At 39.5% G+C, this 25,954-nt stretch carries 25 protein-coding genes; 24 read left to right on the top strand and 1 reads right to left on the bottom strand.

The window, feature by feature from the left end; translation table 11 throughout:
* The first annotated feature begins 51 nt into the window (after positions 1-51).
* The 11 genes from FA047_RS09430 (at position 52) to FA047_RS09385 (ending at position 9,110) form a co-directional block, all read left to right on the top strand.
* Positions 52-942 (top strand): hypothetical protein, encoded by an 891-nt coding sequence (locus FA047_RS09430; RefSeq protein WP_136835765.1) that lies wholly within the window; start codon positions 52-54, stop codon positions 940-942.
* 11 nt (positions 943-953) lie between these two features.
* Complete coding sequence (locus FA047_RS09425) at positions 954-1,409, top strand: anthrone oxygenase family protein (RefSeq protein WP_136835764.1); 456 nt, start codon at positions 954-956, stop codon at positions 1,407-1,409.
* Between the two features lie 51 nt (positions 1,410-1,460).
* Positions 1,461-1,970, top strand: coding sequence for a hypothetical protein (locus tag FA047_RS09420; RefSeq protein WP_136835762.1), 510 nt, complete (start codon positions 1,461-1,463; stop codon positions 1,968-1,970).
* Between the two features lie 138 nt (positions 1,971-2,108).
* Positions 2,109-2,774: a hypothetical protein gene (locus FA047_RS09415; protein WP_136835760.1), complete on the top strand. Its 666-nt coding sequence runs from the start codon at positions 2,109-2,111 to the stop codon at positions 2,772-2,774.
* A 32-nt stretch (positions 2,775-2,806) separates the two neighbouring features.
* Positions 2,807-3,190, top strand: coding sequence for a hypothetical protein (locus FA047_RS09410; protein ID WP_136835758.1), 384 nt, complete (start codon positions 2,807-2,809; stop codon positions 3,188-3,190).
* A 26-nt stretch (positions 3,191-3,216) separates the two neighbouring features.
* Positions 3,217-3,315: a hypothetical protein gene (locus tag FA047_RS21135; protein WP_225872687.1), complete on the top strand. Its 99-nt coding sequence runs from the start codon at positions 3,217-3,219 to the stop codon at positions 3,313-3,315.
* A gap of 686 nt (positions 3,316-4,001) precedes the next feature.
* Positions 4,002-4,850, top strand: a complete 849-nt coding sequence (locus FA047_RS09405; protein WP_136835756.1) for a helix-turn-helix transcriptional regulator — start codon at positions 4,002-4,004, stop codon at positions 4,848-4,850.
* 144 nt (positions 4,851-4,994) lie between these two features.
* Complete coding sequence (locus FA047_RS09400; RefSeq protein ID WP_169304366.1) at positions 4,995-6,245, top strand: OmpA family protein; 1,251 nt, start codon at positions 4,995-4,997, stop codon at positions 6,243-6,245.
* 34 nt (positions 6,246-6,279) lie between these two features.
* Complete coding sequence (locus tag FA047_RS09395) at positions 6,280-7,224, top strand: collagen-like domain-containing protein (protein ID WP_136835752.1); 945 nt, start codon at positions 6,280-6,282, stop codon at positions 7,222-7,224.
* 44 nt (positions 7,225-7,268) lie between these two features.
* Positions 7,269-8,054 (top strand): hypothetical protein, encoded by a 786-nt coding sequence (locus FA047_RS09390; RefSeq protein ID WP_136835750.1) that lies wholly within the window; start codon positions 7,269-7,271, stop codon positions 8,052-8,054.
* 21 nt (positions 8,055-8,075) lie between these two features.
* Positions 8,076-9,110 (top strand): hypothetical protein, encoded by a 1,035-nt coding sequence (locus tag FA047_RS09385; protein WP_136835748.1) that lies wholly within the window; start codon positions 8,076-8,078, stop codon positions 9,108-9,110.
* 11 nt (positions 9,111-9,121) lie between these two features.
* Here FA047_RS09385 and FA047_RS09380 read toward each other — a convergent pair whose 3' ends face one another.
* The gene (locus tag FA047_RS09380) at positions 9,122-9,505 is read right to left on the bottom strand and encodes a nuclear transport factor 2 family protein (protein WP_136835746.1); all 384 of its coding nucleotides are present in this window, start codon (positions 9,503-9,505) and stop codon (positions 9,122-9,124) included.
* Between the two features lie 125 nt (positions 9,506-9,630).
* On the opposite strand from FA047_RS09380, the gene FA047_RS09375 reads away from it, so the two are divergent.
* From FA047_RS09375 to FA047_RS09315, 13 genes are all read left to right on the top strand, one after another.
* Complete coding sequence (locus tag FA047_RS09375; protein ID WP_136835744.1) at positions 9,631-10,905, top strand: hemolysin family protein; 1,275 nt, start codon at positions 9,631-9,633, stop codon at positions 10,903-10,905.
* Positions 10,906-10,991: 86 nt separating this feature from the next.
* Positions 10,992-11,861: a universal stress protein gene (locus FA047_RS09370; protein WP_136835742.1), complete on the top strand. Its 870-nt coding sequence runs from the start codon at positions 10,992-10,994 to the stop codon at positions 11,859-11,861.
* A 29-nt stretch (positions 11,862-11,890) separates the two neighbouring features.
* Positions 11,891-12,874, top strand: coding sequence for a PstS family phosphate ABC transporter substrate-binding protein (locus FA047_RS09365; RefSeq protein WP_169304365.1), 984 nt, complete (start codon positions 11,891-11,893; stop codon positions 12,872-12,874).
* A 2-nt stretch (positions 12,875-12,876) separates the two neighbouring features.
* Positions 12,877-13,764, top strand: coding sequence for a phosphate ABC transporter permease subunit PstC (pstC, locus tag FA047_RS09360; protein ID WP_205943277.1), 888 nt, complete (start codon positions 12,877-12,879; stop codon positions 13,762-13,764).
* Complete coding sequence (gene pstA / locus FA047_RS09355; protein ID WP_136835739.1) at positions 13,757-14,620, top strand: phosphate ABC transporter permease PstA; 864 nt, start codon at positions 13,757-13,759, stop codon at positions 14,618-14,620. Before pstC ends, pstA begins: the two co-directional genes overlap by 8 nt.
* Complete coding sequence (gene pstB / locus FA047_RS09350; protein ID WP_136835737.1) at positions 14,596-15,393, top strand: phosphate ABC transporter ATP-binding protein PstB; 798 nt, start codon at positions 14,596-14,598, stop codon at positions 15,391-15,393. The genes pstA and pstB overlap by 25 nt, the downstream gene beginning before the upstream one ends.
* Positions 15,394-15,411: 18 nt before the next feature.
* Complete coding sequence (phoU, locus tag FA047_RS09345) at positions 15,412-16,065, top strand: phosphate signaling complex protein PhoU (protein WP_136835735.1); 654 nt, start codon at positions 15,412-15,414, stop codon at positions 16,063-16,065.
* Between the two features lie 604 nt (positions 16,066-16,669).
* Positions 16,670-17,236, top strand: a complete 567-nt coding sequence (locus tag FA047_RS09340; RefSeq protein ID WP_136835733.1) for an RNA polymerase sigma factor — start codon at positions 16,670-16,672, stop codon at positions 17,234-17,236.
* A gap of 185 nt (positions 17,237-17,421) precedes the next feature.
* On the top strand, positions 17,422-18,549 hold the full coding sequence (locus tag FA047_RS09335) for a FecR family protein (RefSeq protein WP_136835732.1): 1,128 nt from the start codon (positions 17,422-17,424) through the stop codon (positions 18,547-18,549).
* A 161-nt stretch (positions 18,550-18,710) separates the two neighbouring features.
* On the top strand, positions 18,711-22,088 hold the full coding sequence (locus FA047_RS09330) for a SusC/RagA family TonB-linked outer membrane protein (protein WP_136835730.1): 3,378 nt from the start codon (positions 18,711-18,713) through the stop codon (positions 22,086-22,088).
* An 11-nt stretch (positions 22,089-22,099) separates the two neighbouring features.
* Positions 22,100-23,554 (top strand): RagB/SusD family nutrient uptake outer membrane protein, encoded by a 1,455-nt coding sequence (locus tag FA047_RS09325; protein ID WP_136835728.1) that lies wholly within the window; start codon positions 22,100-22,102, stop codon positions 23,552-23,554.
* A gap of 17 nt (positions 23,555-23,571) precedes the next feature.
* Positions 23,572-24,345, top strand: coding sequence for a DUF4843 domain-containing protein (locus tag FA047_RS09320; RefSeq protein WP_136835726.1), 774 nt, complete (start codon positions 23,572-23,574; stop codon positions 24,343-24,345).
* Between the two features lie 17 nt (positions 24,346-24,362).
* Positions 24,363-25,892 carry a PKD-like family lipoprotein gene (locus FA047_RS09315; RefSeq protein ID WP_136835724.1) on the top strand — a complete coding sequence of 510 codons (1,530 nt, stop codon included), beginning with the start codon at positions 24,363-24,365 and terminating at the stop codon, positions 25,890-25,892.
* Positions 25,893-25,954 lie beyond the last annotated feature (62 nt).

Raw genomic sequence — 25,954 nt, 5'->3', positions numbered from 1 at the left:
ACGTCGGTTTTCTACTATGCGTATTGTGGGATTTTAACGGAATTTTGAACTATGAAACATATCGTTTTAGTAAGTTCAGTTATTTTTCTGGGTATGCTGACCGGGTGTAAAAAAAACAACCCTCCGTCAGTCACACCAGTATTGGCAAGTGCTGCTAAAGATTGTCTGATTCAAAGTTACCAGACCAACTGGACCGGAACTTACGGTTTCAATAACAATTACAAGTATGATAACAACAGCCGGATAGTCTCTTATGAGTCTACCGGGTTATCTGATGTTAAAATAACCCGTGCGGAGATAGGTAACCCATTGGATAGTGCCGTGAGCTCGATTGCATTTCATCAGTTTAATTCAGCTGGTGATCCTTCTATATTAACCACCACATATGGGTTTAATCGTGATGGTTTTCCGCAAACGCTTCCCACTACCGCACGATTGAGCCTTACTAAAATCCATAATCAGGTGTCTACTACTATCCCCGATTATGAGGACCACGTTTTTACCTGGAGTAAAGGTAAACTCGTTAAGGTAGAAGAGACCTCACCACAGCCTGGCGATTGGGAATGGATGCTTACCATTACATATAATGATAAGGGCAACGTAACCAGCATTAAGTACGAGTTAACTACTGGCCCCCGTGATGCGGTAACTTTGATTACTATCTCTGCTTATGATGACAAACCTAATCCTTATTCAGCTATGGCATACTGGAAGTTCATATTACCCACCCGATGGAATATAAGCGAGCCAGAACCATTGATTGTGGCACTGAGCCAGAATAATCCGCTCGATTTTAACTTCAATGACCAGAGTAGCAGAACGATGAAATATACCTACAATGAAAAAGGCTTCCCGATAACTAAAACTTACACCAATAAAAATATTCAAAGTGGGCAGACAGCCACTTTTAACGAAACATATGTCTATACCTGCAAACCATAAATTAGAAAGGCATGAACCTATTGATCATCAAATTTTTCAATCTTTTGCTGTCCGGATTAATGGCAGGAACACTTTTTGGCATATGGATCGGCTATAACCCAAAGCATTTGTCTGCTGAAACTTACGTTGAGCAATTGCAAAGTTCGATTAATGCTTTAAACACACTTATGCCTATACTTGGCCTGATTACTATTATTTTAACCTTGACAGCTGCATTTATGCAAAAGCAAAACCAGGCTGTTTTTTTAACCTTGTTAATCTCAGCATCCCTTTTAATTGCAGGCGGCCTGATTACAAAATTTGGTAATCAGCCGATCAATACCATTGTAATGACCTGGGATAAACATCACGTCCCGGATAACTGGATGTTACTAAGGGACAAATGGTGGTACTTACATACCATTCGGATGCTCACTACTGTTATTTCTTTTTGCCTTATTATCGCTTCAAACATCAAGCGTATATGATCTTTCAGCTATTGAATTCATGAATATTTAAATATTTTAAAAAGAAAACATATGAATAACCATAAAAGAATTTCAGCATTAATATTTCTTTCTGTAGCCATCATATTTGGCTGTAAAGACAATGACAAGGGTACCCCCAAAGATGAGGAATGCGGTTATACCATAACCATTACCGAAGCAGGCAACGCTTTTGCAAGCTACACCAACAATTGTACGAATGCCATTATCGGACAGTCTAACAACGAACTGTCGATGGTATTAAACAGCCCGGATACAAAATATTCCCTGACCATAAACATTAAGGGAGCTATCCAGGGAGATTATGTAGTGAAAAATGAACCTCCTTATGGAAGTGGAACCGCTACATTATTTTTAACTTCTGATCAGAGTAAAATACCAGGAGCCTTATCTTTTTTTCAGGGGAAGTTTATAATTACCAAATTCAAAGATCAAACCGCTGATGGAACGATGAATGCCACAGTTACCTCTACCGTTAATAAGAAAACCTACACATTAACTGGTGAATTTAAAAATATGCCTGTTAAAAAAATATTAATGTAAAATCTCACAATAGTTACTGAAGCTTCATAGCCTTAATAAATAAATTAACAGTACAATGAAACCATCATAAGCATACTACTTACAAACAGCAATGAATATGCTTATGATAGCTTCATAACCTATAAAAAATATATACTGATGAAAAATCTAATCTTTTTATTACTGTTTATAATGGCTTTGTTGTTTGTGGCATCAGGCTGTAAAAAAAGCAAAGAAGATGCGGAGCCGGACTATACTCCTTTATTTAAAAATACAACATGGTCAGGAGAGTTTATAGAAACGGGTGGTAAACTTCAACAACCTTACGTTATTTCCTTTAAGGATGATGGTACGTTAACATTTTTGCATGGCATTCTTATTCCTGAAACAGGAACATGGAAAATTGAAAAAAAGCAACTCATCATTGAATTACCGAAGGTTACATTAAAGACCAACATTACAGGTGAACGGTTTACAAATATACAGTGTTCAGATCCCAATAGGCTTTTCAGGTATCTGGAACTTAACAAAGTTGCAGACCAGGTATTAGATGGAACGATATGGCAAGGGTTATATGATGGCGTAGGTGGTAATCCAGCGCTTCATTTTTTTCCGGGTAAGAAAGTATTAATAGATGGTGGAAGTTATTCGGGCGGTATCACTTATACCTATTCCAGGACTTCAGCTATGTTCTACTATGGGTATCACTATAATGGAATCTATTACTTCTACTACGCTGCAATTATGGCAGATAATACGATTAGGGGGATAAGGTTTATAGGTCTGAAAGAGGAAATTACTTTTACACTTAAGATTATACCATGAGAATTAAATCAAGCCAATTTAACAATATCATTATGAGATTTTCAGCGATAACAATCGGATGCATCTGCGTGTTTTCAGCATGCCAGAATAAACAACAAAGTGATGCAAAAAATTTGAGAGACGAAATACAAAATACGGTAAAAACGAATAGCCCTGGTTTCGTGTCCACCACGAAAAACGGCTATTGGATGAGTGCAAAGCTGGACGGCAAGGATTGGGTAGCTTCGGCCATGATGCCAGTTGACAAAAGCACTTCAAAGAGAATTCAGGGCGAGCACAATGGTGAATCCATTGGATTTTATTTAGACATGAGGGGTCTGGAAGCTGGCAAGCACATAGCCTTATCGGATAACAAAGCGGCAGACCTGATGACCAATGATGATATTGGCATCTGGGGGGCAGAAATGGTGAAATAGTAATTACAAAAATTGATGATTCTGCAATGGAAGGCACTTTTAGCTTTACTGCCACTAGTAGCCAGACTAATAAAAAAATATTGGTTACCGATGGGGTTTTCCGTATTCCATTCACAGAGAAATAATGCCAAAATAGCCGTTGATTCCCCGTCGGAAGGGTGTGCAGTTTCTTTTCAGGAACAGGATTTTTAAGCGTTTGAGAATCTCCGTGATTTTCAAAGTTAAGAAAGTCATCTGCTCTTTCTCAAGTGCTGTGCCACTGATCTTATATTTTGCAATAGGTAACTCATCATTATACGGCGACGTTGCATTGTTACATATATGTTACTCGTTCATTATAATTTATTGATAATCAGTATAGTATTTTATTCCGGACAGATGCCATATATAACCATCAAAAAAAATACACGCATAAATAACAATGAACTAACTACTGGAGTTTATTACATCCTGCATAATTCCTACTATGATAACTAGAGATAATTGATATTGAAAAGAACCTTAAGTTTTTCGTCGGGAGAGAACTTCATATCCATCACGTATCCGACAGTTCTTGACTCGCTTGAAGAGTTTCTACTGTTATTCGCGCCTGTATTTTGTTGACGGGCCCAAAGGAATGATAGGGTTAGTGCTGTTCCCAAAAATATATTTCCCAACTGTAGCATGTTCCTGAATATGCGCAATAAAATCCGGTGGATATGGCAAGTAAACCAAACTGATAATATACAAAAAGAACATCATTGGTTGATGTAAGGCATACTGTATAGTACGTTAAATCTAAAAGATATAATTTAATACGTATTTTTATTAAATGCATACTATTGTTTACATACCGCATCCTGTCCTGCAACCCTATGTTCAAGTATACATGCATTCAAGTGTAGGCGGCCAGCGAGAGCGAGAACAAATGGAACTGGATTTATTTCCGGTAGGACATGGTGTACTGACTTTTATCCTGGACGAGGAACATTTTTTATATAATTCAGAACGTAATAAATATTATAATGTCCGCTTCAATTTTACCGGACAGTTAGATCGTCACCATCACCTCACCACATCATCTGCCTCGATGATTTACGCGATGTTCAAACCTTTTGGTGCTTTTAAAATTCTGGGAATACCACAACAACTATTGCTCAATGAATGTACTTTGATTTCCGATATGCTGGGAAGTCAGATCAATACGCTGTGTCGGAGAATGGAAGATGATGCTGATGATCCCATTTATGTCTTAAAATTGCTCGAAGACTGGTTAATAGGACAGTTGAAAAAGAATGAAAGTCTTAATACAGACAGGATCGCCCATGCCTGCCATCAGATCATGATCCATAATGGGAACCTGCCAATTATGGATTTATACAGCCTTTCCAATATGTCGAAAAGTTCGCTTGAACATCATTTTAAGGAACAGGTAGGATTATCGCCTAAAATGTTCAGCAGAGTTGTTCGTTTTAATCAGGTGAATAAATTTTTGAAAGATACGGCAACTTCCGATTGGCAGGAAATCATCTATCGCTACGGTTATTTCGACCAGTCCCATTTTATCCATGAATTCAAGCATTTTTTCGGCTATACGCCTTCTCAGATCCATATGAGCTCAGAGAACCTTTCCGGTCATGTTTCCGGCTTGGAAACAGGCGACAGCAAACAGTCTTATTAACTCCTAAACCACAACCTTCTTTACCCTATTTAAAATTTGGGTTTTTTTACAATCCGTCCTATTCGCTTCCTCCTAATTTTACATGTAGCCCTCAATAGCTTTTTTGAAAAAACCAAAAGCGACTGTGAATTAGAAGCAATGAAAATGAAAAATTACATTATTACCGCACTAATGCTTTTCTGTATTGTTGCATTTGCACAAAACAGTCATGCACAGATATTAAAAAAACTCGAAAAGAAAATCGAACGGAAAATCAATCAACGGATAGATAGAAAAACAGATAAGACAATTGACAAGGGTTTGGACAAAGTTGAAGAGGGTATCGATGGGAGGCCAGGGAACCAGACCAGTACTTCAGCTCAGAAAAATAAGTATACTAACGATAACAACCAAGCTGATTATGTATCTTCAAAATTTGATTTTATTCCCGGTGAAAAAGTCCTCTTTTTCGATGATTTTATCCATGAGGCAAAAGGGGATTTTCCGGTAAGATGGAACACCAACGGCTCGGGCGAAATTGTAACCATCCTTAACCTGAAGGGGAACTGGTTAAAAATACCTGATAATACCATTAGTTTTCCGGAGCTAAGGACTGTGCTACCTGAAAATTTCACGGTAGAGTTTGACTTGTTCTATTCTACGGGGATAACCCGACCTCCGGTAACTTTCGGATTTACGGAAGTGAATAACCCGGCCAAAACAACCATTCAGCATAAAAAACTGTTCTATTTTCATATTCCAGCAACGATAAAGGACAATGTTGGTTATTCAACCAGTCTGTACTCGGGCAGGGAAATTACCCAATCCTGGCCTGCAAATAAAATGGCAGGAAAAGTTATCCATGTGAGTATAGCTGTGAATAAGAACCGTATCCGGCTGTATATGGATGAACGTAAAATTTTTGATCTCCCAAAGGCATTCGACCCTAATATCCTGCGTAACAACTTTCATTTTCGTGCAGCGCCGCTCATTCCAAAACCCAATGATGGATTTTATGTCAGCAATCTGCGTATAGCTGAAGCGGGATTGGATGCCCGCAGCCAATTACTCAATAATGGTAAATACAGCACTACGGGTATCTATTTTGAAACGGGATCGGCTAACATAAAACCCCAATCCTATGGTATGTTGAAGGAGATAGCAGATGTATTAGACGAAACCCCGAATATGAAGGTGAAAATTGTCGGGCACACAGATAGTGACGGAGGTATGGGACTGAACATTGAGCTGTCTCGCAAGCGGGCCGCAGCCGTAAAAACGACTTTGGAAAAAGAATTCGGCATAATGGCCAGCCGTTTGACCGTTGATGGCAAAGGTGCATCCGATCCGGCATCGAACAATACTAGCCCCGAAGGTAAGGCAGCAAACCGAAGGGTTGAATTTATTAAAATGTAAAAGACACAATATCGAACATTTTAAATCAACAAAAATGAAAACACTATATATCATAAAAAAGGGAATTTTTATCCTCGCATTGCTATCGGTTATGGCAAGTTGCGGCAAAGACGGAAGTGTAGGGCCGCAGGGTTCAGAAGGTACACCCGGCATCCCCGGCAAGGATGGCGCAGTTATGCTTAGTGGAAACGGCGTGCCTGCCACAACGCTGGGAAATTCAGGCGATATGTATCTGGACAAAACGGCATCCAATCTTTATGGCCCAAAGACCGGTAGCGGATGGGGCATTCCCTTGGGATTAAAAGGATCTGACGGAACACCAGGTTCGCCAGGTACCCCAGGTGCAACCGGACCTTCTGGTACTGCCGGATCACGGATTTTGAGTGGTCTAACCAACCCAGAGGCAACCTCAGGTGTGCTGGGCGATTATTACCTCAACCGAACATCTGGCGATTTCTTCGGACCTAAAACGGCCTTGGGATGGGGTACGGCAATCAACCTTAAAGGTACGGCAAATGTGGTGGCGAGCACCTGGGTAGACTATAATTGGAACAACACCAACGCAAACACCCAGAAAATCATGGCTCACAGTATCCCTACACCAATATTCAATGCCATAGGATATCCTAACCTGCAAGTTTTCTATAATGCCGGTGGGGTGCTGCTGGTATATGGCAGAAATTATGGTTCAAGCCATAACGTTCTTTTCGATTATTCATTTCGCAATGCACGTTATTCATTAGCTGTTTCGCATTCAGCAATTCCAAATTATCAGTTTTTTATTAGCATAGAGAGTTTGAACGGGGCTAATTTGCTGGATACTGAATATAGTTCTATAAGAGGTAACCGGTTCCGTTATGTGTTGATACCTCCCGGAAGACAGCTGGATGCTTCAGCCGCAACGCTCAGGAACGGACAGCCGGACTGGAGTAAGAAAAGTTATACCGAGGTGAAAGAAATATTGGGTATCCAAGATTAACATCGGATATTTTATTCTTTCAATGAGCATTTAAATCAACAAAAATGAAAACAGTATTATTTACTATTATAGCAGCGATCCTGGTTATACTGGCTTCCTGTAGCAAAAAAAACAATCCAGAACCTAGGCAGCAGGGTTATTTTGTAAAGACTATCCAACTCACATTTCCCACTAGCGGAGCTATCAGAGAATCTACATTCGGGTATGACGAAAAGAACCGAATAAATAACTTTGATTTTAAAATAGGCACACTTACCTATAAAACTGTATTTGCTTATAATGAGCTGGATTTGGTCACACGGGCAGATATGGATGTATTAAACACCGCATTAGGCCGCAATTATGGATACATATACGAGTTTAGATATGACGATGACATTCTTGTGGAGTATAAATTTAATAGCACTACCTATCCGGTTACCTATAATCCTGTGAATAGCTCGTATGCTATTTCATTCCGACTCTACTATTGGGATGCAAATAACAACCTGAAAAGAATAACAAATAGTGCGGGCAGTACAACATATCTTGACATCAATTCTTTAAGTGGAACTGGTGTATTCAAAGAGGATAAGGTCCAGATGGCTTTCGCGATTTTTTCCGATCATTTGGCAGGTGGAACAGACCCAGGGCCCTTTCACCATGCGATGGAGCATTTTGCATTCAGTAAAAATGAAATCGGAGGTTTTAATCTTCCCGGACCCGTCAGGTATTTTTTTACCAGCACCCGGGACGATCAGGGAAATATTACTACCTATGAAGTGAAAAATAATGCTGGAGATTTATTACGTAGATATGCGATTACTTATGAAAAACGGGACATTGAATAATCGATTTAAACAACATTCAAAATGAACAGAATTATAAGAATATCCATTTCGAGATTGTTGTTCATGTTGATTTCAGGCATGTTCCTTTTCATTTCCTGCAAAAAAGAAAAAAGACCACCCATAAAATCACCTGATATTTACATAGCCGGTAACGAATATAATGGAACAAAAAGGGTGGCAAAGTACTGGAAGAACGGAAAAGAGGTGCTGCTGACAGACGGAACTTCCAATGCATATGCATACAGTATTGCTGTTTCGGAAAATAATATTTATGTTGCAGGGCACGAAGAAAACGCTTCAAAGAAAGTAGCTAAATACTGGAAAAACGGAGAGGCAATCCATCTCTCGGATGGTGTACAGGATACATATGCTACAAGTATCCAAATAGTGGGAAGTGATGTCTTCGTGGCCGGTTATGAGTACAATGGTGCCAAAAGAATCGCGAAGTATTGGAAGAACGGGGTTGCTTTTGTGCTTACGGATGGCTCTCAAGATGCTTATGGGCAAGATATTTTTGTATCGGGAAGCGATGTTTATGTATGCGGTATAGAATATAACGGTTCGCACTTAGTAGCCAAATACTGGAAAAACGGAGCAGAAATAGCATTAAGCGATGGTAGTAACGATTGCGTAGCAAAAGCTATTACAGTGTTAAACGGGATTGTTTATGTCACGGGATATGTTTCTGACGGACTTTCTATCTATGCAAAATACTGGAAAGACGGAGTGATGATGCCTTTGGCAAATAGTTCGGGGGCAATAGAGTCGGGAGCAAACGCTATCACCATTTCAGAAGGAAAGATTTATTGTGTGGGCAACGAATATACTGATGGTCGTGATGTGGTCAGATACTGGAAAGACGGAGGTGGCAATAGTATAGGAAATGCTTCCGCACATAGTTATGGGCAGGATATTCTGATCTTCAACAACGATATTTATATCACTGGCTACGAATTTAACGGAACCATTGATGTCCCTAAATTGTGGAAAAATGGGAAAGAGGTGATTTTGCAAGCTACCGGAGCTGCGCAAGCTCATGCAATTGCGGTGCAATAACTATAAGGCTATCATTTTTTGGCTGGAGTAACCATTGTCGATACACAAAGCCATTTTCCTTGTTTCCATATAAAAATGCTTGTTGACCATTCATAAAACTCGAAAGGTTGACCCTTGTAAGTTCCTGCACTTGTCCCCCGGCTTATGACTACACCTGTTTGACCATAAATCCGGATATCCGATTCATCAGCATCCATCCTGTTGTGGGTAAGGACACCACTTTCGATCAATTCCAGAAATGACGATTTAGATGTTATACCATCAGAACCAGTTATTACCCAGTCTTCTGACATAAACTTAGCTATTTCCAATACATCATTGTTTACAATAGCTTTATCCCATAATTTTCCGAACTCAATTAGTTCTTCTTCTGCCTGCATATTCCATTGCTCCATCGCACGGTCGTATAAATTAATCTATTAACAACCAAATCGGAATACTGTTTTAAAACTCAGGCCTGTGGTAACAAAACCATGATCTTATTTTTATCTATATTTGGAAGGCACTAAACAACCCGATTTTGGAATTACTGATCATATTTATCCTAACCTTATTGAACGGCTTCTTTGCTTTATCTGAAATTGCACTGGTTTCGGTTAAAAAAAGCAGGATTGAACATCTTGCTGCTCAGGGTAGTGCCAACGCAAAAACAGTCCTTAAACTGTTAGATAACCCAGAGAACTTTCTTTCCTCCGTTCAGGTTGGAATTACCCTTATTGGCGTTATTTCAGGTGCTTATGGGGGTGCAGCCCTTACGGATGATATGGTAGGTCTGCTTTCCGGACTAACTTTTTTGGGTGATTCCCTGCATACCGTTTCTTTGATCATTGTAATTGGAAGCATTACCTATTTTACAATTGTAGTTGGGGAGCTGGTACCGAAGACTATCGCCATGAATAATTCAGAGCGGATTTCTTTGTTCTGTGTTCCGGTGATCAGGATCTTTACATTAATTACTTATCCTTTTGTCAAATTACTTTCTATCTCCACCTCTTTAATTCTCAAACTGCTGGGAATTAAAGAAAATGAAGCTGAAAAAGTTAGTGAGGATGAGCTCAGGTTTATGCTGAAAACGGCTGGTAAACAAGGTGTTCTGGAAAATGAAGAAAGCGAAGCTTTCCAGAATCTTTTTTCCTTTACCGATCAGACTGCAAAGTCACTGATGACTCACAGCTCAGAGGTTGAATGGATCAATTACAACTGGAGTAAAGAAATTATTTTCAACAAGGTGAAAGAAAGTGTCCATTCCAGATTTATAGTTGCCGATGGCATTCTGGATAAGCCCATGGGCGTTATTAACATTAAAGACCTGTTGGAGAATTACAGTCAGGATGATTTTCATCTTGACCAGATTCTAACCAAGCCAATTTATGTAATTATGAATGCTCCCGCTTTTAAGATCCTGAATCTATTTAAGGATAAAAAGCAATACATGGGAGTGGTGGTGGATGAGTTTGGAAGCGTTCGCGGAGTAATCACACTCCATGATTTAATTGAAGCCATTGTTGGCGATCTGCCGGACGAAGATGAAATGGATAAAAATCATATCATTCGCAGGGAAGACGACAGTTACCTGCTTAACGGAAGGACTTCAATATTTGAGCTGAACCAGTTTTTTGCAAAGGAGATCATTGAAAACAATATCTCGCATTATTCAACAGTCTCCGGATTTATGATGGATCATCTAAAAGCAATGCCTCATGAAGGTGACATTGTTAAATATGAAAATTTTAAATTCGAGATTGTAGATATGGATGGAGTGCGTATAGATCAGGTTTTAATGACTAAAATTTAAGCTGACTTTATTTAGTACAACATCAAACCTTTCGGTTAATCAATTGTTTTATATTCAGTTCCGATAATTAAAACAGGAATTGTATCATGGCATCTTCAGCAGAACTTGGAAACAATGCAGGAACAATCGTCATTTTTACCGACTTTTCTGATGCTGCCTTAAGTGCAGCAAACTACGCTGCTGCTTTAGCCGGACAATTGAACGCTTCACGTCTTTTGATATGTTATTCGGAACACATTCCCACCACGATGGAAATGCACTCGCAGAGCATCAGACTTATAGAACAGGAACATCAAAGACACTTAGAACAGCTCAAGACCTTAAAGGATGAGCTACAAACCTGCTTAAATAAAAGAATAGTCATTGAAACCTATATAGACCAGCGCCCACTGGATGAGATTGTCAAGAGTTATAACGAGGATCAATCTGCTGAACTTGTAGTGATGGGTATAGCTGGTAAAAACCGGCTGGAGCGAACTTTCATTGGCAGCAACACGATCCATGTTGCCCGGATTACAGCTATTCCATTATTGATTGTGCCGGAACATACCATGTTTAGAACTATTGAAAAAGTGGTATTTGCCTGCGATCTGAAAAAGGTTTCAAAGACTACACCAGCACTTACCATAAAGCACATGGTAAATAGATTAGGTGCTAAATTATCTATCTTAAATGTAGATCATAATGAAGAACGCTTTAATCCTGATACCATTGCAGAAATGACGGACCTGCACCAGTTATGGGACAATGAGCAACCGGAGTATCACTATACCGACAATGAAGATATTGCCAAAGGCGTAATGGATTTTGCAGATGAACATCAAATGCAAATGGTAATTGCAGTACCTAAGGCCTATGGATTCTTTGAGAGCCTGTTTCACAGCAGCCTGACCAGAAAACTGGCCTATCATATTCATTTACCTTTATTATTGTTCAAAGAAGAAAAACCAAAATGACCTGCCCAGGCATTGTCAAACTGTATGATATGTTCAGATGCTACTTTTTGCTGCTTCTATGCCCGTTGATATGGTGTTCTTGTTTTAAAGCATATAAGGGGAAAATTAATATTGACGGTTCAAGTAGTGTTTATCCCTTAACAGAAGCAGTTGCCGAAGAATTCAGAAAACAGCATGCCGACATCAGGATCTCCGTTGGAATATCCGGTACAGGGGGAGGTTTTAAAAAATTTCTAAGAGGGGAAACTGATATCAGCAATGCTTCGCGCCCTATCAGTCCTGAAGAACTGAAAATAAGCAGAACAAATGGAATTGAATTTATTGAAATACCCGTTTGCTATGATGGGATGGCCATTGTGGTTAGCCCTAAAAATACTTTCGTGGATTATATAACCGTTGCAGAGCTAAAAAGAATGTGGTCACCTCAAAGCCAGGGAAAGATCAATAGCTGGAAACAGGTCAGGGATTCATGGCCGGATGTGCCGCTGAATTTGTACGGTGCCGGAACATCGTCGGGAACCTATGATTATTTTACTGAAGCCATAAATGGAAAAGCAAAAGCTTCAAGAGGAGATTATACAGCAAGCGAAGACGATAATGTTTTAGTCCAGGGCGTATCCTCGGATATCGGCGGGCTGGGATATTTCGGTTTAGCTTACTTTACAGAAAACAAAGCAAAACTTAAATTAGTTCCGGTTAAATATAGCACAGAAAGTGAAGCTGTTTTCCCGAATGATTCAACAGTTCAACATGGAAAGTACCAGCCACTTTCCAGACCTGAGTTTATTTATGTAAACCTAAAATCGGCAAAAAAAACCTACGTCCAGGAATTTATAAAATTTTATTTAGAGCACGCATCTTCATTAGCGCAAGAGGTTGGGTATGTTCCTCTGCCCCAGGCGGTATACCGTTTATCCCATCTCCGGTTTACCAGGGGGAGTACCGGTTCTGTTTTTGAAAACAAATCAATAGTGGGAGCAAACCTGCTGCAACTTTTATCCAAACAGGAGTAATTATGAATAGGATAAGAATCAGATCTGAGAAAGTTATAGAATGGATCATGATCCTGTGCAGCCTGGTTTCTGTACTGACTACTATAGGAATTATTTTAGTCCTGTCAGTTGATGCCTTTAAATTCTTTAAAGAAGTTCCCTTTGTCGATTTTTTAACCGACACGCAGTGGACACCCTTATTTGAAGATAAACACTTCGGCATTATGCCCTTGCTGTCGGGAACCTTGCTCACCACCACAATAGCCATTTTACTGGCAGTCCCTGTAGGGATCACCATTGCTGTATTCTTAAATGAGTATGCTTCTAAAAAATTTACTTCAGTGGTCAAACCCTTGCTGGAAGTATTGGCTGCTGTTCCAACAGTTGTTTATGGTTTTTTTGCCCTTCAGTTTGTAACTCCATTACTTCAAAAAGTCATTCCAGGGCTGGCTGGTTTTAATGCACTATCTCCGGGAATCGTAATGGGAATTATGATTATTCCTTACATCACCTCTTTGAGTGAGGATGCACTACGTGCAGTACCAAAATCATTACGGGAAGCAGCCTATGGACTGGGAGCAAACAGATTCCAAACGGCTTTTAAGGTGATTGTACCCGCCGCCAATTCAGGCATTGTAGTTTCAGTAATCCTGGCCATCTCCAGGGCACTTGGTGAGACGATGATTGTAGCTATAGCAGCAGGGCAACAACCCAGGCTCACTTTTAACCCACTGGAATCAGTTGAAACGATTACGACTTACATTGTCCAGGTCAGTATGGGTGATGTGCCCCAGGATTCGCTGGAATACCGCACCATATTTGCAGCTGGCATTACGCTTTTTGCATTTACCTTCCTGCTCAACAACATCAGTTTCTGGATGAGAAAAAAATATCAGCATCGCTATGAATAGGAAACATTTAATTAGTCCGAAATCCCAGGACAAACTTTTCAAAATATTTGCCGCATTATGCACCGGCCTGGTTCTGCTTACCTTATTGGTACTGTTGATTGATATTGGTATCAAGGGGATACAACGGATCAACTGGTCTTTTTTTACCAACCTCCCCTCCAGACATCCTGAAGAATCAGGAATTTATACGGCCCTTGCGGGAATGGTTGGACTTTTATTTTTTACTGTAATTATTGCCTTACCTATAGGTATATTATCAGGTATTTACTTGCAGGAATACGGCAAACGGAACAAACTGGCAAAGTTTATAGAGATCAACATTTCTAACCTTGCCGGGGTTCCTTCTGTTATTTATGGGATTCTTGGCTTACAGCTGTTTGTAAGGACCGCGGGGTTTGGCAACAGCATCCTTTCCGGGGCACTTACACTTGCACTTTTAATTATGCCAGTGATCATTGTATCCACAAGAGAAGCGATAAAAGCTGTGCCTGATTCTTTACGGGAGGCCTCATTCGGGCTTGGTGCCACCAAATGGCAAACTGTACGCAGAGTAGTTCTGCCCGCTTCCTTTGGCGGTATACTTACGGGCATTATCCTCTCTACTTCCAGAGCAATAGGGGAAACAGCTCCTTTGATTGTCGTTGGTGCATTAGCTTATGTTCCATTTGTACCAGAGGGGCCAATGGATCAATACACCTCTCTGCCCATTCAAATATTTAACTGGACATCACGTCCGCAACAAGGTTTCGTGGTCAACGCAGCCGCTGGGATCATTGTCTTGTTATTGTTTACATTTATACTTAATGGTACAGCTATTTATTTAAGAAACAGATGGTACAAAAAGACAGCTATATAACAGAAGGTAGCCCTTATGGTATTTATAAGTTAAGGGTTGAAGGGCTTAATTTGTACTATGGAACCAAGCAGGCGCTGAAAGATATTTCCATTAAAATAGCGCCAAATACGGTTACCGCCTTTATCGGCCCTTCTGGTTGTGGCAAGTCTACTTTTTTACGATGCTTTAACCGGATGAACGACCTGATTGAAAATGTGACCATAACAGGCAGTGTTATGGTAGATGATATAGATATCTACAAAAATATGATTGATGTATATCAGTACCGGAAAAAAATCGGAATGGTATTTCAAAAACCAAATCCTTTTCCTAAATCTATTTTTGAGAATGTCGCTTTCGGCCTTCGCATCAACGGAGAAAGTTCAAAGTCAGTTTTACAGGGAATTGTGGAAAGTGCGCTCAGGCAGGCAGCGCTATGGGAGGAGGTAAAGGACAACCTCAACAAATCTGCCCTAACCCTATCAGGCGGACAGCAGCAACGACTGTGTATCGCACGTGCCATAGCTGTTAAACCATCTGTATTGTTAATGGATGAACCTGCATCTTCACTTGATCCCATTTCAACAGCAAAAATTGAAGAATTGATCTATCAGCTAAAAGACCAGTTTACAATAGTAATTGTAACGCACAATATGCAACAAGCTGCCCGGGTGAGCGATAAAACAGCCTTCTTTTATCTGGGAGAACTGATAGAGTTCGACAAAACAGATAAAATTTTTACGAACCCATCAAAAGAAGCTACTCAAAATTACATTACGGGCAGATTCGGATAGCCATAAAAACAAAATGATATGACACACTTACAGTCAGAATTGAAATTATTAAAAACGGATATCATAGAAATGTGGGAATTGGTCATCGAGCAGCTGGATAAATCATTGATTTCCCTTAAAACATTCGATAAAGACCTTACCAGGGAAGTTGTTTCAAATGAAAAACGGGTGAACGCTTATGAGCTGAAAATTGACCGGGACTGTGAAAACATATTTGCACTTTTTAATCCGGTAGCTGTAGATCTTCGTATGGTGCTTGCTACCTTAAAGATCAACAGCAACTTGGAGCGCATTGGTGATATCGCTGAGGGGATCAGTAAATTAATTACCAGCGAAAAGGAACCCTTTGATCAAGTTTTACTGGAATGTACTAGGTTTCAGCTGATGTTTGAAGCGGCCATCCTTATCGTTAATGATGCGCTTACTGCTTTTGACAAAGAGGATACAAAACTGGCCAGAACTATTTTCAAGAAAGATGAACTACTGGATGAAATCAATGCCGACGCCCATCAATTCATTACGATATACATCAAAGATCATCTGGATAAAACCGAGCAGGCACTGAACGTACTCTCCATTATACGTAGGCTGGAGAGAGTTGGTGACCAGGGGAAAAATATAGCGGAAGAGATCATCTTTTATCTGGAGGCCAAAGTACTAAAACATAAGTAAGGCCCAAAACCACCCCTTATTTATCTATGGCTGCGCTAAATAATGACTCAGCAACTCTCGAAAGGAGAAATTGGCCTTCAAATAATAAATTCATAAGGAATAAATTAGTTGTACGAATTTATTCCTTATTGAGGAAATTTACCTGATTGTGTAAACTGCCTTTAATATAATATCAGATGATACGAAATTGATCTGGTTCTTATTAACTATTTTGGTGTCAATTCAGCAGTTGTAGAAATGTTTAGTTAAATTCTCAAAAACGAACCGTTTGAAAAAACTTAATTTAAATAAACTCTTCACATTTTCAGTAAAACCCCATCCTCATGATTATCTGGTAAGCCATTCAACGTGGTCTATATGAGAGTCTATTGTTACTTATTTGTTACTTCATTGGTGTAACTGTTTGATAATTAAGGATTAGTTCTATTCCTGACATCTTACAAAGATACTTACAATTTGATTATTTATCTATTTAGTGTTATCTTTGATAGTCATAGTGTTATTTATTTGATAAAGGAAAATCAGCAGCAATACTCTCCTAAATCATCAGTTTTTTGACATTTGATCTAAATATTTTTTAAAGTTCAATTTAATTGTGGGGGCAATGTTGACTTATAGTTCACTTTCTGATTTTGAATTAACAGACTTGTTAAGAAAGGATGATGCCTCTGCTTTTACCGTTATTTATAATCGCTATTTTGATGTTCTATATGTCCATGCCTACAATCGTTTGCAGGATAAAGATGAAGCACAGGATGTCATTCATGAACTGTTTGCTCACATTTGGAATAAGAGAAGAGATTTTTTTATTAAAACTAATTTGTCGGCATATCTGGCCACTGCAGTTCGAAATAAGATTCTTGATGTAATTTCTCATCAGGAAGTCGAATCAAAGTATGTGAGTTCCCTTCAGGGTTTTTTGGACGAAGGAGACTGTATTACTGATCATAGGGTGAGAGAAAGACAATTGGTTGAGCTGATAGATAAGGGAATTGCCGATCTGCCCCCAAAAATGCGCGAGGTTTTTGAATTGAGCAGAAGACACCAGCTAAGCCATAAGCAAATTGCAGAACAATTGAATCTGTCTGAACAGACTGTCAGAAAACAGGTTAATAATGCTTTGAAAATATTGCGTGTGAAGCTTGGATTGATGCTTTTCATTGGCTTATAAAATTTATTTTAAATTTTTATTAATTCTTTCTACTCCATACATACCCCACTTCCCGTCTATAGTTTAAAGGGGGTCTCTCTAAAGGGAGATGTCTTTTATAAACTAACTTATTTATCGCTTATACATGTATAGTAGGGGGAGCCTATACTAAGTATATATAAAAACTACAAACAGTTAAAAAACTGATGAAAAACAAAGATGCTGCACAATTATTATTAAAATACCGTCAGGGTAATTGCACTGAGGCTGAATTGGCTATAATTGAAAGCTGGTATGTAAATTATAATGAGGCGCCCCTATCTGAGCTTACCCCCGAAGCATTAGATGTTGCAAGAAATAAAGTTTGGGCATTCTTGCCTGTTCACCAACATAAGAAAACGGTAAGGCTTTGGCCTATGATGGCTGCTGCTGCTTCGGCCATTATAATTGTTGCCGCCGGATTGTTCTTTTTCCAAAATACTAAGGAAGCGGAGGTTGTAAAAAAGTCTGCAGAGTTGGTTGAGATTTTGCCTGGTGGAAATAAGGCTGTGCTTACGCTTGCTGATGGGTCTAAAATTTCGCTTACCGATGTAAAAGAAGGGAGTCTGGCCAATCAATCAGGGGTAACCATTAGTAAGACCAAGGATGGTCAGTTGGTTTATCATGTGAATAAATCGGATGTACAAAATGGAAGATCTATTGGATATAATACAATCAGCACACCTCGTGGTGGAAGATATGAAGTTAACCTTCCTGATGGAACCAAGATTATATTGAATGCAGAATCTTCATTAAGATACCCTACCGCATTTGTTGCAAACGAACGTAAGGTGGAACTTAAGGGAGAAGCTTATTTCGAAGTAGCTCATAATAAAAATATGCCATTTAAAGTTGTTTCAGATCATCAGACTATCGAAGTATTGGGGACTCACTTTAATGTCAATGCATATGATGATGAGGAAAATATCAAAACAACTTTGCTTGAAGGCAAAGTAAAAGTTAGCGTAGACAGAGGTTCTTCAGTGGTCATCAAGCGAGGTGAACAGGCGATTGCAGGCAAAAGTAATATCAAAGTGGATGAGGTGAATACAGATGATATTGTGGCCTGGACTACAAACACTTTTGTATTTAACAATGAAAATCTCGGAAGCATCATGCGTAAGATTTCAAGATGGTATGATGTAGATGTTGTTTGTCCGCCTGAACTAGCTAAAATGGAATTCGCGGGTACGATTTCAAGACAAAGAAATATTAAAGATGTACTTAAAATAATGGACTTAACGGAAACGGTTCACTTTAAATTCGAAGGAAGGAGGATTACTGTAATGCCATAAACTTTTACTTTCTCAAAACAGTAATCCGGAACAAAAAAAATCCAGGAGCGGTTGCGACGCCCCTGAATATGTTTTACTCCTAAAGAGTAGTTGTTCGGGACAGGCTGTTCATAAATCGACTTTACTAAACATTGGATCCTAAACCCAAACAAAACAAATGTATGAATTTTTACATGACATTTAAGCGATGCTTAACAGGCAATGCTTATGCCAAGATATTATTAAAATTGAAACTGACTTTTATAATATTAACCACAGTAATTCTGCAAGTTAGTGCTACTGGCTTTGCCCAAATTACGCTCAAGGAAAAGGCAGCTCCATTAGAGCAGATTATACAAAAAATCAGAAAACAGACAGGCTACGATTTCTTTTACAACGCCGGCATGTTAGCTAAAGCTAATCCGGTTACTTTGAACGTAAATGATGCTTCTGTAAAGGAAGTGCTTGATCTTTGTTTTAAGAACCAGCCATTAACCTATAGAATAGAGCAAAAAACAATTGTAGTACAATATGCTCCAGAGCAGGTAGTGTCTATGGCTAACACCGCAATAGTGATCACTGGTAAAATTGTAGATGAAAATGGAAAACCAATTCCCGGAGCATCTATTAGAATTAAAGGTACCAATGGAAGGGCTATTGCAAGTGCTGCTGATGGAAGCTTCAGAATTGTTGTTAATTCAGAAGATGACGTACTTTTGATTAATTATGTCGGTTATGAACCACAGGAGATTAAATTAAAAGGCAACCAGGGACCTCTTACGATCAAAATGAGTATAGCTGAGAGCCAGCTAAAAGGTGTTGAGATCATCAATACGGGATTGTTTAAAAAGTCTGATAAAAGTTTTACCGGAGCATCGACTACAGTAACTGCGAAGGAACTGGCAGAATTCGGTAACAGAAATCTAATTACATCTTTAAGAAATATAGATCCTTCTTTCAACATTATTGAAAGTAATGCGTTTGGATCAGATCCAAACCGTTTGCCTGAAATCCAGATTCGTGGTAACTCCAGTCTTCCTAACGTTGGAGAACTTCAGGACCAAACCCGTGTAGGGTTAAATACACCATTGATCATTTTAGACGGTTTCCAGTCGTCACTTCAAAAAATGCTGGATATCAACGAAAATGAGGTGGAATCCATTACCATGTTAAAAGACGCTGCAGCAACTGCTATGTATGGTTCCAGAGGTTCAAATGGCGTTATTGTTATTGTAACCAAGTCACCAAAAATGGGTAAATTACGTTTAAGCTACGGTGCCAACTTTAACTTTGAAGCACCTGACCTAACCGATTATAGCTTATTAAAAGCAAGAGAAAAACTTGATCTTGAATTAAAAGCAGGTTATTATAATAACGCGAGAGCAGAAACCGATCTTCCTTTAAAAAGATATTATAATTTCATCTTAAATGAGGTTAACAGCGGTGTTGAAACGGATTGGATGGCATTGCCTTTAAGATCCAGTCTTGGTCAGCGTCATAACCTTCGTCTGGAAGGTGGAGATCAGGCATTCCGTTATTCGGCATCAGCTCAGATCAACAATATAGCAGGTGTAATGAAAGGTTCATCCCGTAATACTTTTAATGGTAACATTACGCTGGCCTACACCTATAAAAATGTTAGGTTTAGAAATAACCTGCAGGTTCAGCAAAGTAAATCAACAGAATCTCCTTATGGAACATTTAGTAGTTATACACAAATGAACCCTTATTGGAGGGCATATGATGACAAAGGCAAGGCTTTAAAAGTGGTGGGTAACCCGGGAAATTTTGACTATACCAACTTCTGGAATACTTTGCCTGCAAATCCTTTATACAATGCAACACTGAAGACATTTGAAACGAAGGCAAATGCGGTACTCACCAATAACTCTTCAGTAGAGTGGAACATTCTACCTGAGATGGTATTAAGAGGGCAGTTCGGTATTACAAAAGGAACCGTTCAGGATGATAAATTCAGACCTGCCGATCATACAGCTTTTGCTAATTATATAGATCAGGATGTGTTCAGAAAAGGGGATTACGCATATGGTATCACGAACTCCCTTCAATACGATGGGTCTTTAAATCTTTCTTATTCCAAAACTATTGCAGGAAAGCATATTTTATTTGCAGGGATGGATTATAACGTGCGTCAGGACAAGCTCTCTTCTAATTCATTTTTAGCTGAAGGTTTCCCTAATGCAAGTTTTGACTTCCCTTCTATGGCATTACAATATGCTAAAGACGGGAAGCCATCTGGTACTGAAAGCCTGGTAAGATCTGTTGGTTTTACAGGTAACGTAAACTATAGTTATGCAAACCGTTATTTCATTGACGGATCAGTCAGGTTTGACGGATCTTCGCAGTTCGGTTCGAATAGAAGATTTGCGCCGTTCTGGTCTACAGGTTTAGGTTGGAATTTACATAGCGAAGAATTTCTTCAGGACAATAAATATGTCAACCGTCTGAAAATACGTGGTTCCATGGGTATTACCGGTTCGCAAAATTTTGCTGCTTACCAGGCATTGTCAACTTATCAGTATTATATGAATGACCGTTATTTCAGCTGGATGGGTGCAGACCTGATGGCCCTGGGTAACGAAAACCTGAAATGGCAGCAGGCGATGAAATACAATCTGGGTATGGATGCTGAATTCCTGAACAGGTATTTGAAAGTTACAGCAGATATTTATCAGGAAACCACTAATGGTCTGATTTCTTCAATTAACCTTCCTGTTTCCAATGGTTTTTCAACTTATATTGAAAACGTAGGTAAATTAAGAAACAGAGGATACGAGATCAAAGCAACAGGATTTTTAATGATGAACCCTAAAGGCTTTACCTGGAGCATTTCAGGAGCCTTAATGCACAACAAAAATAAAGTTGTAGAAACTTCTAAAGCGTTGAAAGACGCACAGGCTGTTACTTTAAATGGTACCGGAGATCCTGGCCGTTTATATATCGAGGGCTATTCAAGTAATGACATCTGGGTAGTTCCTTCTTTAGGAATTGATCCAAGTACAGGAAAGGAATTGTACCTGGGCAAAGATGGCCAGCCTACTTACACCTGGAAAGCAAGTGACGTTGTGGCGGTAGGTTCTACCGATCCTACAATTTTCGGAAATATCAGTACTATGGTGAGGTATAAAGATTTCTCTGTTAACGCTGCGTTCAGATATACAATGGGTAGTCAGCAGTACAACAGTACCTTAATCAGTAAAGTTGAATCAAGCAGCTATAAATATAACGTGGATTCACGTGTTTATGACAGCCGCTGGCAGCAAGCAGGAGATATTGCAGCATTTAAAGGCTTGCTGGTAACCACTCCTACTTACAAAACGTCACGTTTTGTTCAGGATGAAAATACCCTGGTATGCAGTAACATCAATTTCCAGTATGACCTGAGGTCTAAAAATATATTGCAGAAACTGAAGCTGGAGGCATTAAACTTTACGGCAAATATGGCTGAACCAATGTATTTATCAACCGTAAGAAGAGAAAGAGGAACTTCCTATCCTTTCTCAAGACAGTTTTCTTTTAGCATTAATGCAACCTTCTAAACTATATAGAAATGAAAAAAATAAGTTTTATCGCACTTGCTTTGTTTAGCACACTGTCCCTGATTTCCTGCAAGAAATTCCTGACGGTTGTTCCTAAAACACAAATGCCTCAAAATGTGCTTTTTAGTACAGAAGGAGGTTTTAAAGATGCACTAACAGGAGCGTATATCCAAATGAAAGGAACCGGGTTATATGGCGCTGCCATGACCCAGACGACATTGGAACAGCTTACTTCAAGCTGGGATGTGACCAGTAACAGTACGGAACAAAGAATAGGTCTGTTTAACTATGCGGACGCAGGAGTTGAGGGGGCTTTGGAAGGTATTTACGCAAATCAGTACGCGGTTATTGCCAGTCTAAATGCCATTTTAGCTCAAATTGACGCGAAAAAAGACGTGTTTACTACTTCGGGAATGTATGAGACCATCAAATCAGAATGTCTGGCTATGCGTGCCTATTGCCATTTCGACGTTTTGCGTTTATATGGCCCTCTTCCAGGTGCACCTGGAAGCACCAATATGCTTCCATATGTAACCAGGTTATCGACCACACCAAATCCAAAACTTACATACGATCAATTTAAGGAAGCTTTGTTTAAAGACCTGACTGAAGCCGAAGCATTGGTGAAAGACATAGATCCGATCACACAGTACAGTCTAGCTCAGCTTAAGTCACCATCTCAGACATCGGTGTTTAATCCGGCTGATACCTATATGGCCTATCGTTATTTAAGGTTAAATTACTATGCAGTAAAAGGAATTCAGGCCAGAGCTTATCTATGGTTTAATGACAAGGATAAAGCATATGAGTGTGCTAAGTTGCTGATTGATGCTAAAAACGCAGATGGAAGCGCGAAATTCAGACTCGGTACCGCAGCCGATATGACAGCACTGGATTATGTGCTGACTCCTGAGCATATTTTTGGTTTATATGATTTTAGCATGTATACTAAATATACAACTTACTACGGTGGGGGCGCTTTAAAGAAAGGTACAGCGGCGACAACCATCACAACCCAGCTCTATGGCAATACAGGAACCGATATCCGTGAGGCGAATCTTTGGGAGCTAATTACCCTTTCCAACCAGGCTAAATGTTACATTCCAAAAAAATATAAGGTCGCGGAAAAACCGGCAAGCCTTGCTCTTGACTTTAAACAGATCCCGATGATCAGAATCAGTGAGATGTACCTGATCGCAGCAGAGGCAGCACCACAGGCTGAAGGACAGGCATATTGGGCTACTTTCAGAACATCGAGGAATATACCGGCCACTACTCTTCCTACAGACCCTACATTGCGTGCTTTGGAGATTATGAAGGAGTTTAGAAAAGAATTTTACGCAGAGGGGCAATCTTTCTTTGCTTATAAAAGGGTAAATGCACCAAAGGCAAGTTTCTTGTTTGCACCAGCGGCTGCGACACTTAACTATTTGATCCCGGTTCCAAAAACAGATGCGATTAACTAATATTAAATTATAAAGAGATGAAAGCATTAAAATATGTGATTGTTGCAATGGTTGTACTGGCCTTTGCTTCATGTAAAAAAGACCAATATTATTTGTATGATGATGTAGCAAGGATCCAGTTTGGTCCTGAAAATTCACGAATCTATATAACATCTTATAATCTCGCAGACACACTTAAGCCTTATACCTTCTTTTATGAAGATGCAAGTGTAACTCAGGATACTGTTTTCTTTGATATCTATGCCATCGGTGGGGTTTCAAAAACAGACAGGACATTTACTCTTGAACAAGAGCAGGTAGCGGGTGCGACGAACGCTATTTCAGGAACACAATACGTGGCTTTTAATGATCCTAAAGCGACTAAAAATTTTGTGATCAAGGGTGGGACTGTTCATACCCGTGTGCCCATCGTTTTGTTAAGAGATGCCAGTCTGAAAACTTCAACGCCTGTGTTGAAATTTAAGGCAGTAGCTGATGGTAATTTTCAATTGGGTGAAATCAATAACCTTTGGAGGAAGATCGTGTTTACAGATAGGTTGAGCCAGCCGGCAGCATGGAATGCCAGTGCAACTCAGTACTATTTTGGAGCATACAGTGTTGCAAAACATCAGTTTATGATTGATTCGACGGGAGAAAAATGGGATCAGGATTTCATTACCAGTATAATGGCTGATTATGCCTTATTACAGTACTGGACCGGAACCTTAAAAATTTCCCTGATCGATTATAATAATTCGCATCCTGGAAATCCGCTTAAGGCTGAGAACGGAGAAATGGTTGTATTTCCTTAATTAAAACTAAAAAAGCGATGAAAAATATATATAGTGCCTTGACCCTTGGGCTGACGCTACTGATGTTTTCTTGTGCAAAAGACAAGAGTAACTATGACTATGCGCCAAATGAAAAGATAACTGTTACAGGCTTAGAAGCCGGGTACTCACCGATATCTGAGAAGGACCGCTTGGTGATTGAACCAACGGCAACTTCAACGGATCCCAATGCTAAATTTGAATACCTATGGGGTATTTATGAAACCAATGTACAGGGCTCAGCTCCGGTGTTAGATACCATAGGCAGAACCCAAAAACTGGATTATCTTGTTAAACAACCTGCAAAAGGATGGGTGTTGGTACTTCGTGTGAAGAATACCAACACGCAGTATACGCAGTATTTTACTGCTACCGTTAACGTAGTTACCCAGTTTACCAGAGGGTGGTATGTTGCAAAAGATGATGGAACGCAGGCTGATCTTGACTTGTTTCTTACACCTACAGCTATTACGCCAAACGGAAAGATTGAAAATGTGTACAGTATGATCAATGGAAAGAAACTCCAGGGAAAAGGACTGATCATGAACTTCTTTTCTAGTTATAAATCTATGGCTACAGGAGTATTGGGCAATACGAGAGCTTTTATTGTAGCGACGGAGAATGATGCCTCTGCTATAAACATCAATACAATGAAGGAGCTTAGAGGATTTAATTCCTTATTTTATCAGGCTCCTGCAGTAAAAGCACCAGGCTCGGTTTTCCTTGGCTCTTCGGCAGTTTATCTGGTTAATAACGGACAATGTCATAGTATATATTCAATGTCTGCCAATACAGGTCAATTTGGTGTGGCTAAGATTAAAAATGACTTGAATACACCTTACAGTCTTTCAAAGTATTTTCTGACAAGTTCTTTTGCAGACCCATTCTTTTTCGATGAAACCAGCAGCTCATTTATAGCTGCTACAGCAACAGGTGCTGTAATGACATCCGTTTCTGACGCACCGGATAAAGACGGGAAGAAAGAGACAGATATGCCAGCCAATAACAACAATAAGAAAATGCTGTATATGGGTTATAAGACCAGCAGCTTAGGCTATGCGGTGTTTCAGGATAAAACGGTTAGCTCTCTTAAGATCTTATCGGCTGTAACACCAAACAGAACAGCATTTAAGATGCTCAATGATACCTTGCTGACCACAAGCAAAATTTACAATGCTACCAGATTTGCATTATTAGACGGCGATGAGAACATGATCTATTTTGTGCTTGGCAACGAAATATGGTCAAGAAATCTGAGCAACAAATTCGAGCAGCTTCAATATACTGTTCCTGCCGGCGAAGAAGTTACTTTTGTTCGTCACAGAAAATCGACCGAAGCTGGTTATGCTTATAATTATGTCATGGTCGGCACCAAATCCGGAAGTAATTATAAAGTGCGCATGTTTACCAAATCATCTGGAAATCTGTCTGTGACCCCTGCATTCATCCTGGAGGGTGCAGGTATTGTCAGGGACGTGATGTACATGGCGCCTTCTGTTTCAGAATATACCTATAGTAATTCCTATTAATCATAATAAAGCTATCTGAGTTTCATTTGACTCGGATAGCTTTATTACCAACTTAATAACCA

Source organism: Pedobacter frigoris (genome assembly GCF_005116445.1).
In the GTDB taxonomy this organism is placed as follows: domain Bacteria; phylum Bacteroidota; class Bacteroidia; order Sphingobacteriales; family Sphingobacteriaceae; genus Pedobacter; species Pedobacter frigoris.
This window is presented reverse-complemented; position numbering and strand designations above follow the sequence as displayed.

Coding starts and splice junctions, on each gene's coding strand:
- FA047_RS09325 (WP_136835728.1), top strand. CDS start 22,100: ATGAAAAAAATAAGTTTTATCGCACTTGCTTTGTTTAGCACACTGTCC.
- FA047_RS09390 (WP_136835750.1), top strand. CDS start 7,269: ATGAAAACAGTATTATTTACTATTATAGCAGCGATCCTGGTTATACTG.
- FA047_RS09340 (WP_136835733.1), top strand. CDS start 16,670: ATGTTGACTTATAGTTCACTTTCTGATTTTGAATTAACAGACTTGTTA.
- phoU (WP_136835735.1), top strand. CDS start 15,412: ATGACACACTTACAGTCAGAATTGAAATTATTAAAAACGGATATCATA.
- FA047_RS09400 (WP_169304366.1), top strand. CDS start 4,995: ATGAAAAATTACATTATTACCGCACTAATGCTTTTCTGTATTGTTGCA.
- FA047_RS09320 (WP_136835726.1), top strand. CDS start 23,572: ATGAAAGCATTAAAATATGTGATTGTTGCAATGGTTGTACTGGCCTTT.
- pstB (WP_136835737.1), top strand. CDS start 14,596: ATGGTACAAAAAGACAGCTATATAACAGAAGGTAGCCCTTATGGTATT.
- pstA (WP_136835739.1), top strand. CDS start 13,757: ATGAATAGGAAACATTTAATTAGTCCGAAATCCCAGGACAAACTTTTC.
- FA047_RS21135 (WP_225872687.1), top strand. CDS start 3,217: ATGGAAGGCACTTTTAGCTTTACTGCCACTAGTAGCCAGACTAATAAA.
- FA047_RS09315 (WP_136835724.1), top strand. CDS start 24,363: ATGAAAAATATATATAGTGCCTTGACCCTTGGGCTGACGCTACTGATG.
- FA047_RS09425 (WP_136835764.1), top strand. CDS start 954: ATGAACCTATTGATCATCAAATTTTTCAATCTTTTGCTGTCCGGATTA.
- FA047_RS09415 (WP_136835760.1), top strand. CDS start 2,109: ATGAAAAATCTAATCTTTTTATTACTGTTTATAATGGCTTTGTTGTTT.
- pstC (WP_205943277.1), top strand. CDS start 12,877: ATGAATAGGATAAGAATCAGATCTGAGAAAGTTATAGAATGGATCATG.
- FA047_RS09370 (WP_136835742.1), top strand. CDS start 10,992: ATGGCATCTTCAGCAGAACTTGGAAACAATGCAGGAACAATCGTCATT.
- FA047_RS09330 (WP_136835730.1), top strand. CDS start 18,711: ATGAATTTTTACATGACATTTAAGCGATGCTTAACAGGCAATGCTTAT.
- FA047_RS09365 (WP_169304365.1), top strand. CDS start 11,891: ATGTTCAGATGCTACTTTTTGCTGCTTCTATGCCCGTTGATATGGTGT.
- FA047_RS09335 (WP_136835732.1), top strand. CDS start 17,422: ATGAAAAACAAAGATGCTGCACAATTATTATTAAAATACCGTCAGGGT.
- FA047_RS09385 (WP_136835748.1), top strand. CDS start 8,076: ATGAACAGAATTATAAGAATATCCATTTCGAGATTGTTGTTCATGTTG.
- FA047_RS09405 (WP_136835756.1), top strand. CDS start 4,002: ATGCATACTATTGTTTACATACCGCATCCTGTCCTGCAACCCTATGTT.
- FA047_RS09395 (WP_136835752.1), top strand. CDS start 6,280: ATGAAAACACTATATATCATAAAAAAGGGAATTTTTATCCTCGCATTG.
- FA047_RS09410 (WP_136835758.1), top strand. CDS start 2,807: ATGAGATTTTCAGCGATAACAATCGGATGCATCTGCGTGTTTTCAGCA.
- FA047_RS09380 (WP_136835746.1), bottom strand. CDS start 9,505: ATGGAGCAATGGAATATGCAGGCAGAAGAAGAACTAATTGAGTTCGGA.
- FA047_RS09430 (WP_136835765.1), top strand. CDS start 52: ATGAAACATATCGTTTTAGTAAGTTCAGTTATTTTTCTGGGTATGCTG.
- FA047_RS09420 (WP_136835762.1), top strand. CDS start 1,461: ATGAATAACCATAAAAGAATTTCAGCATTAATATTTCTTTCTGTAGCC.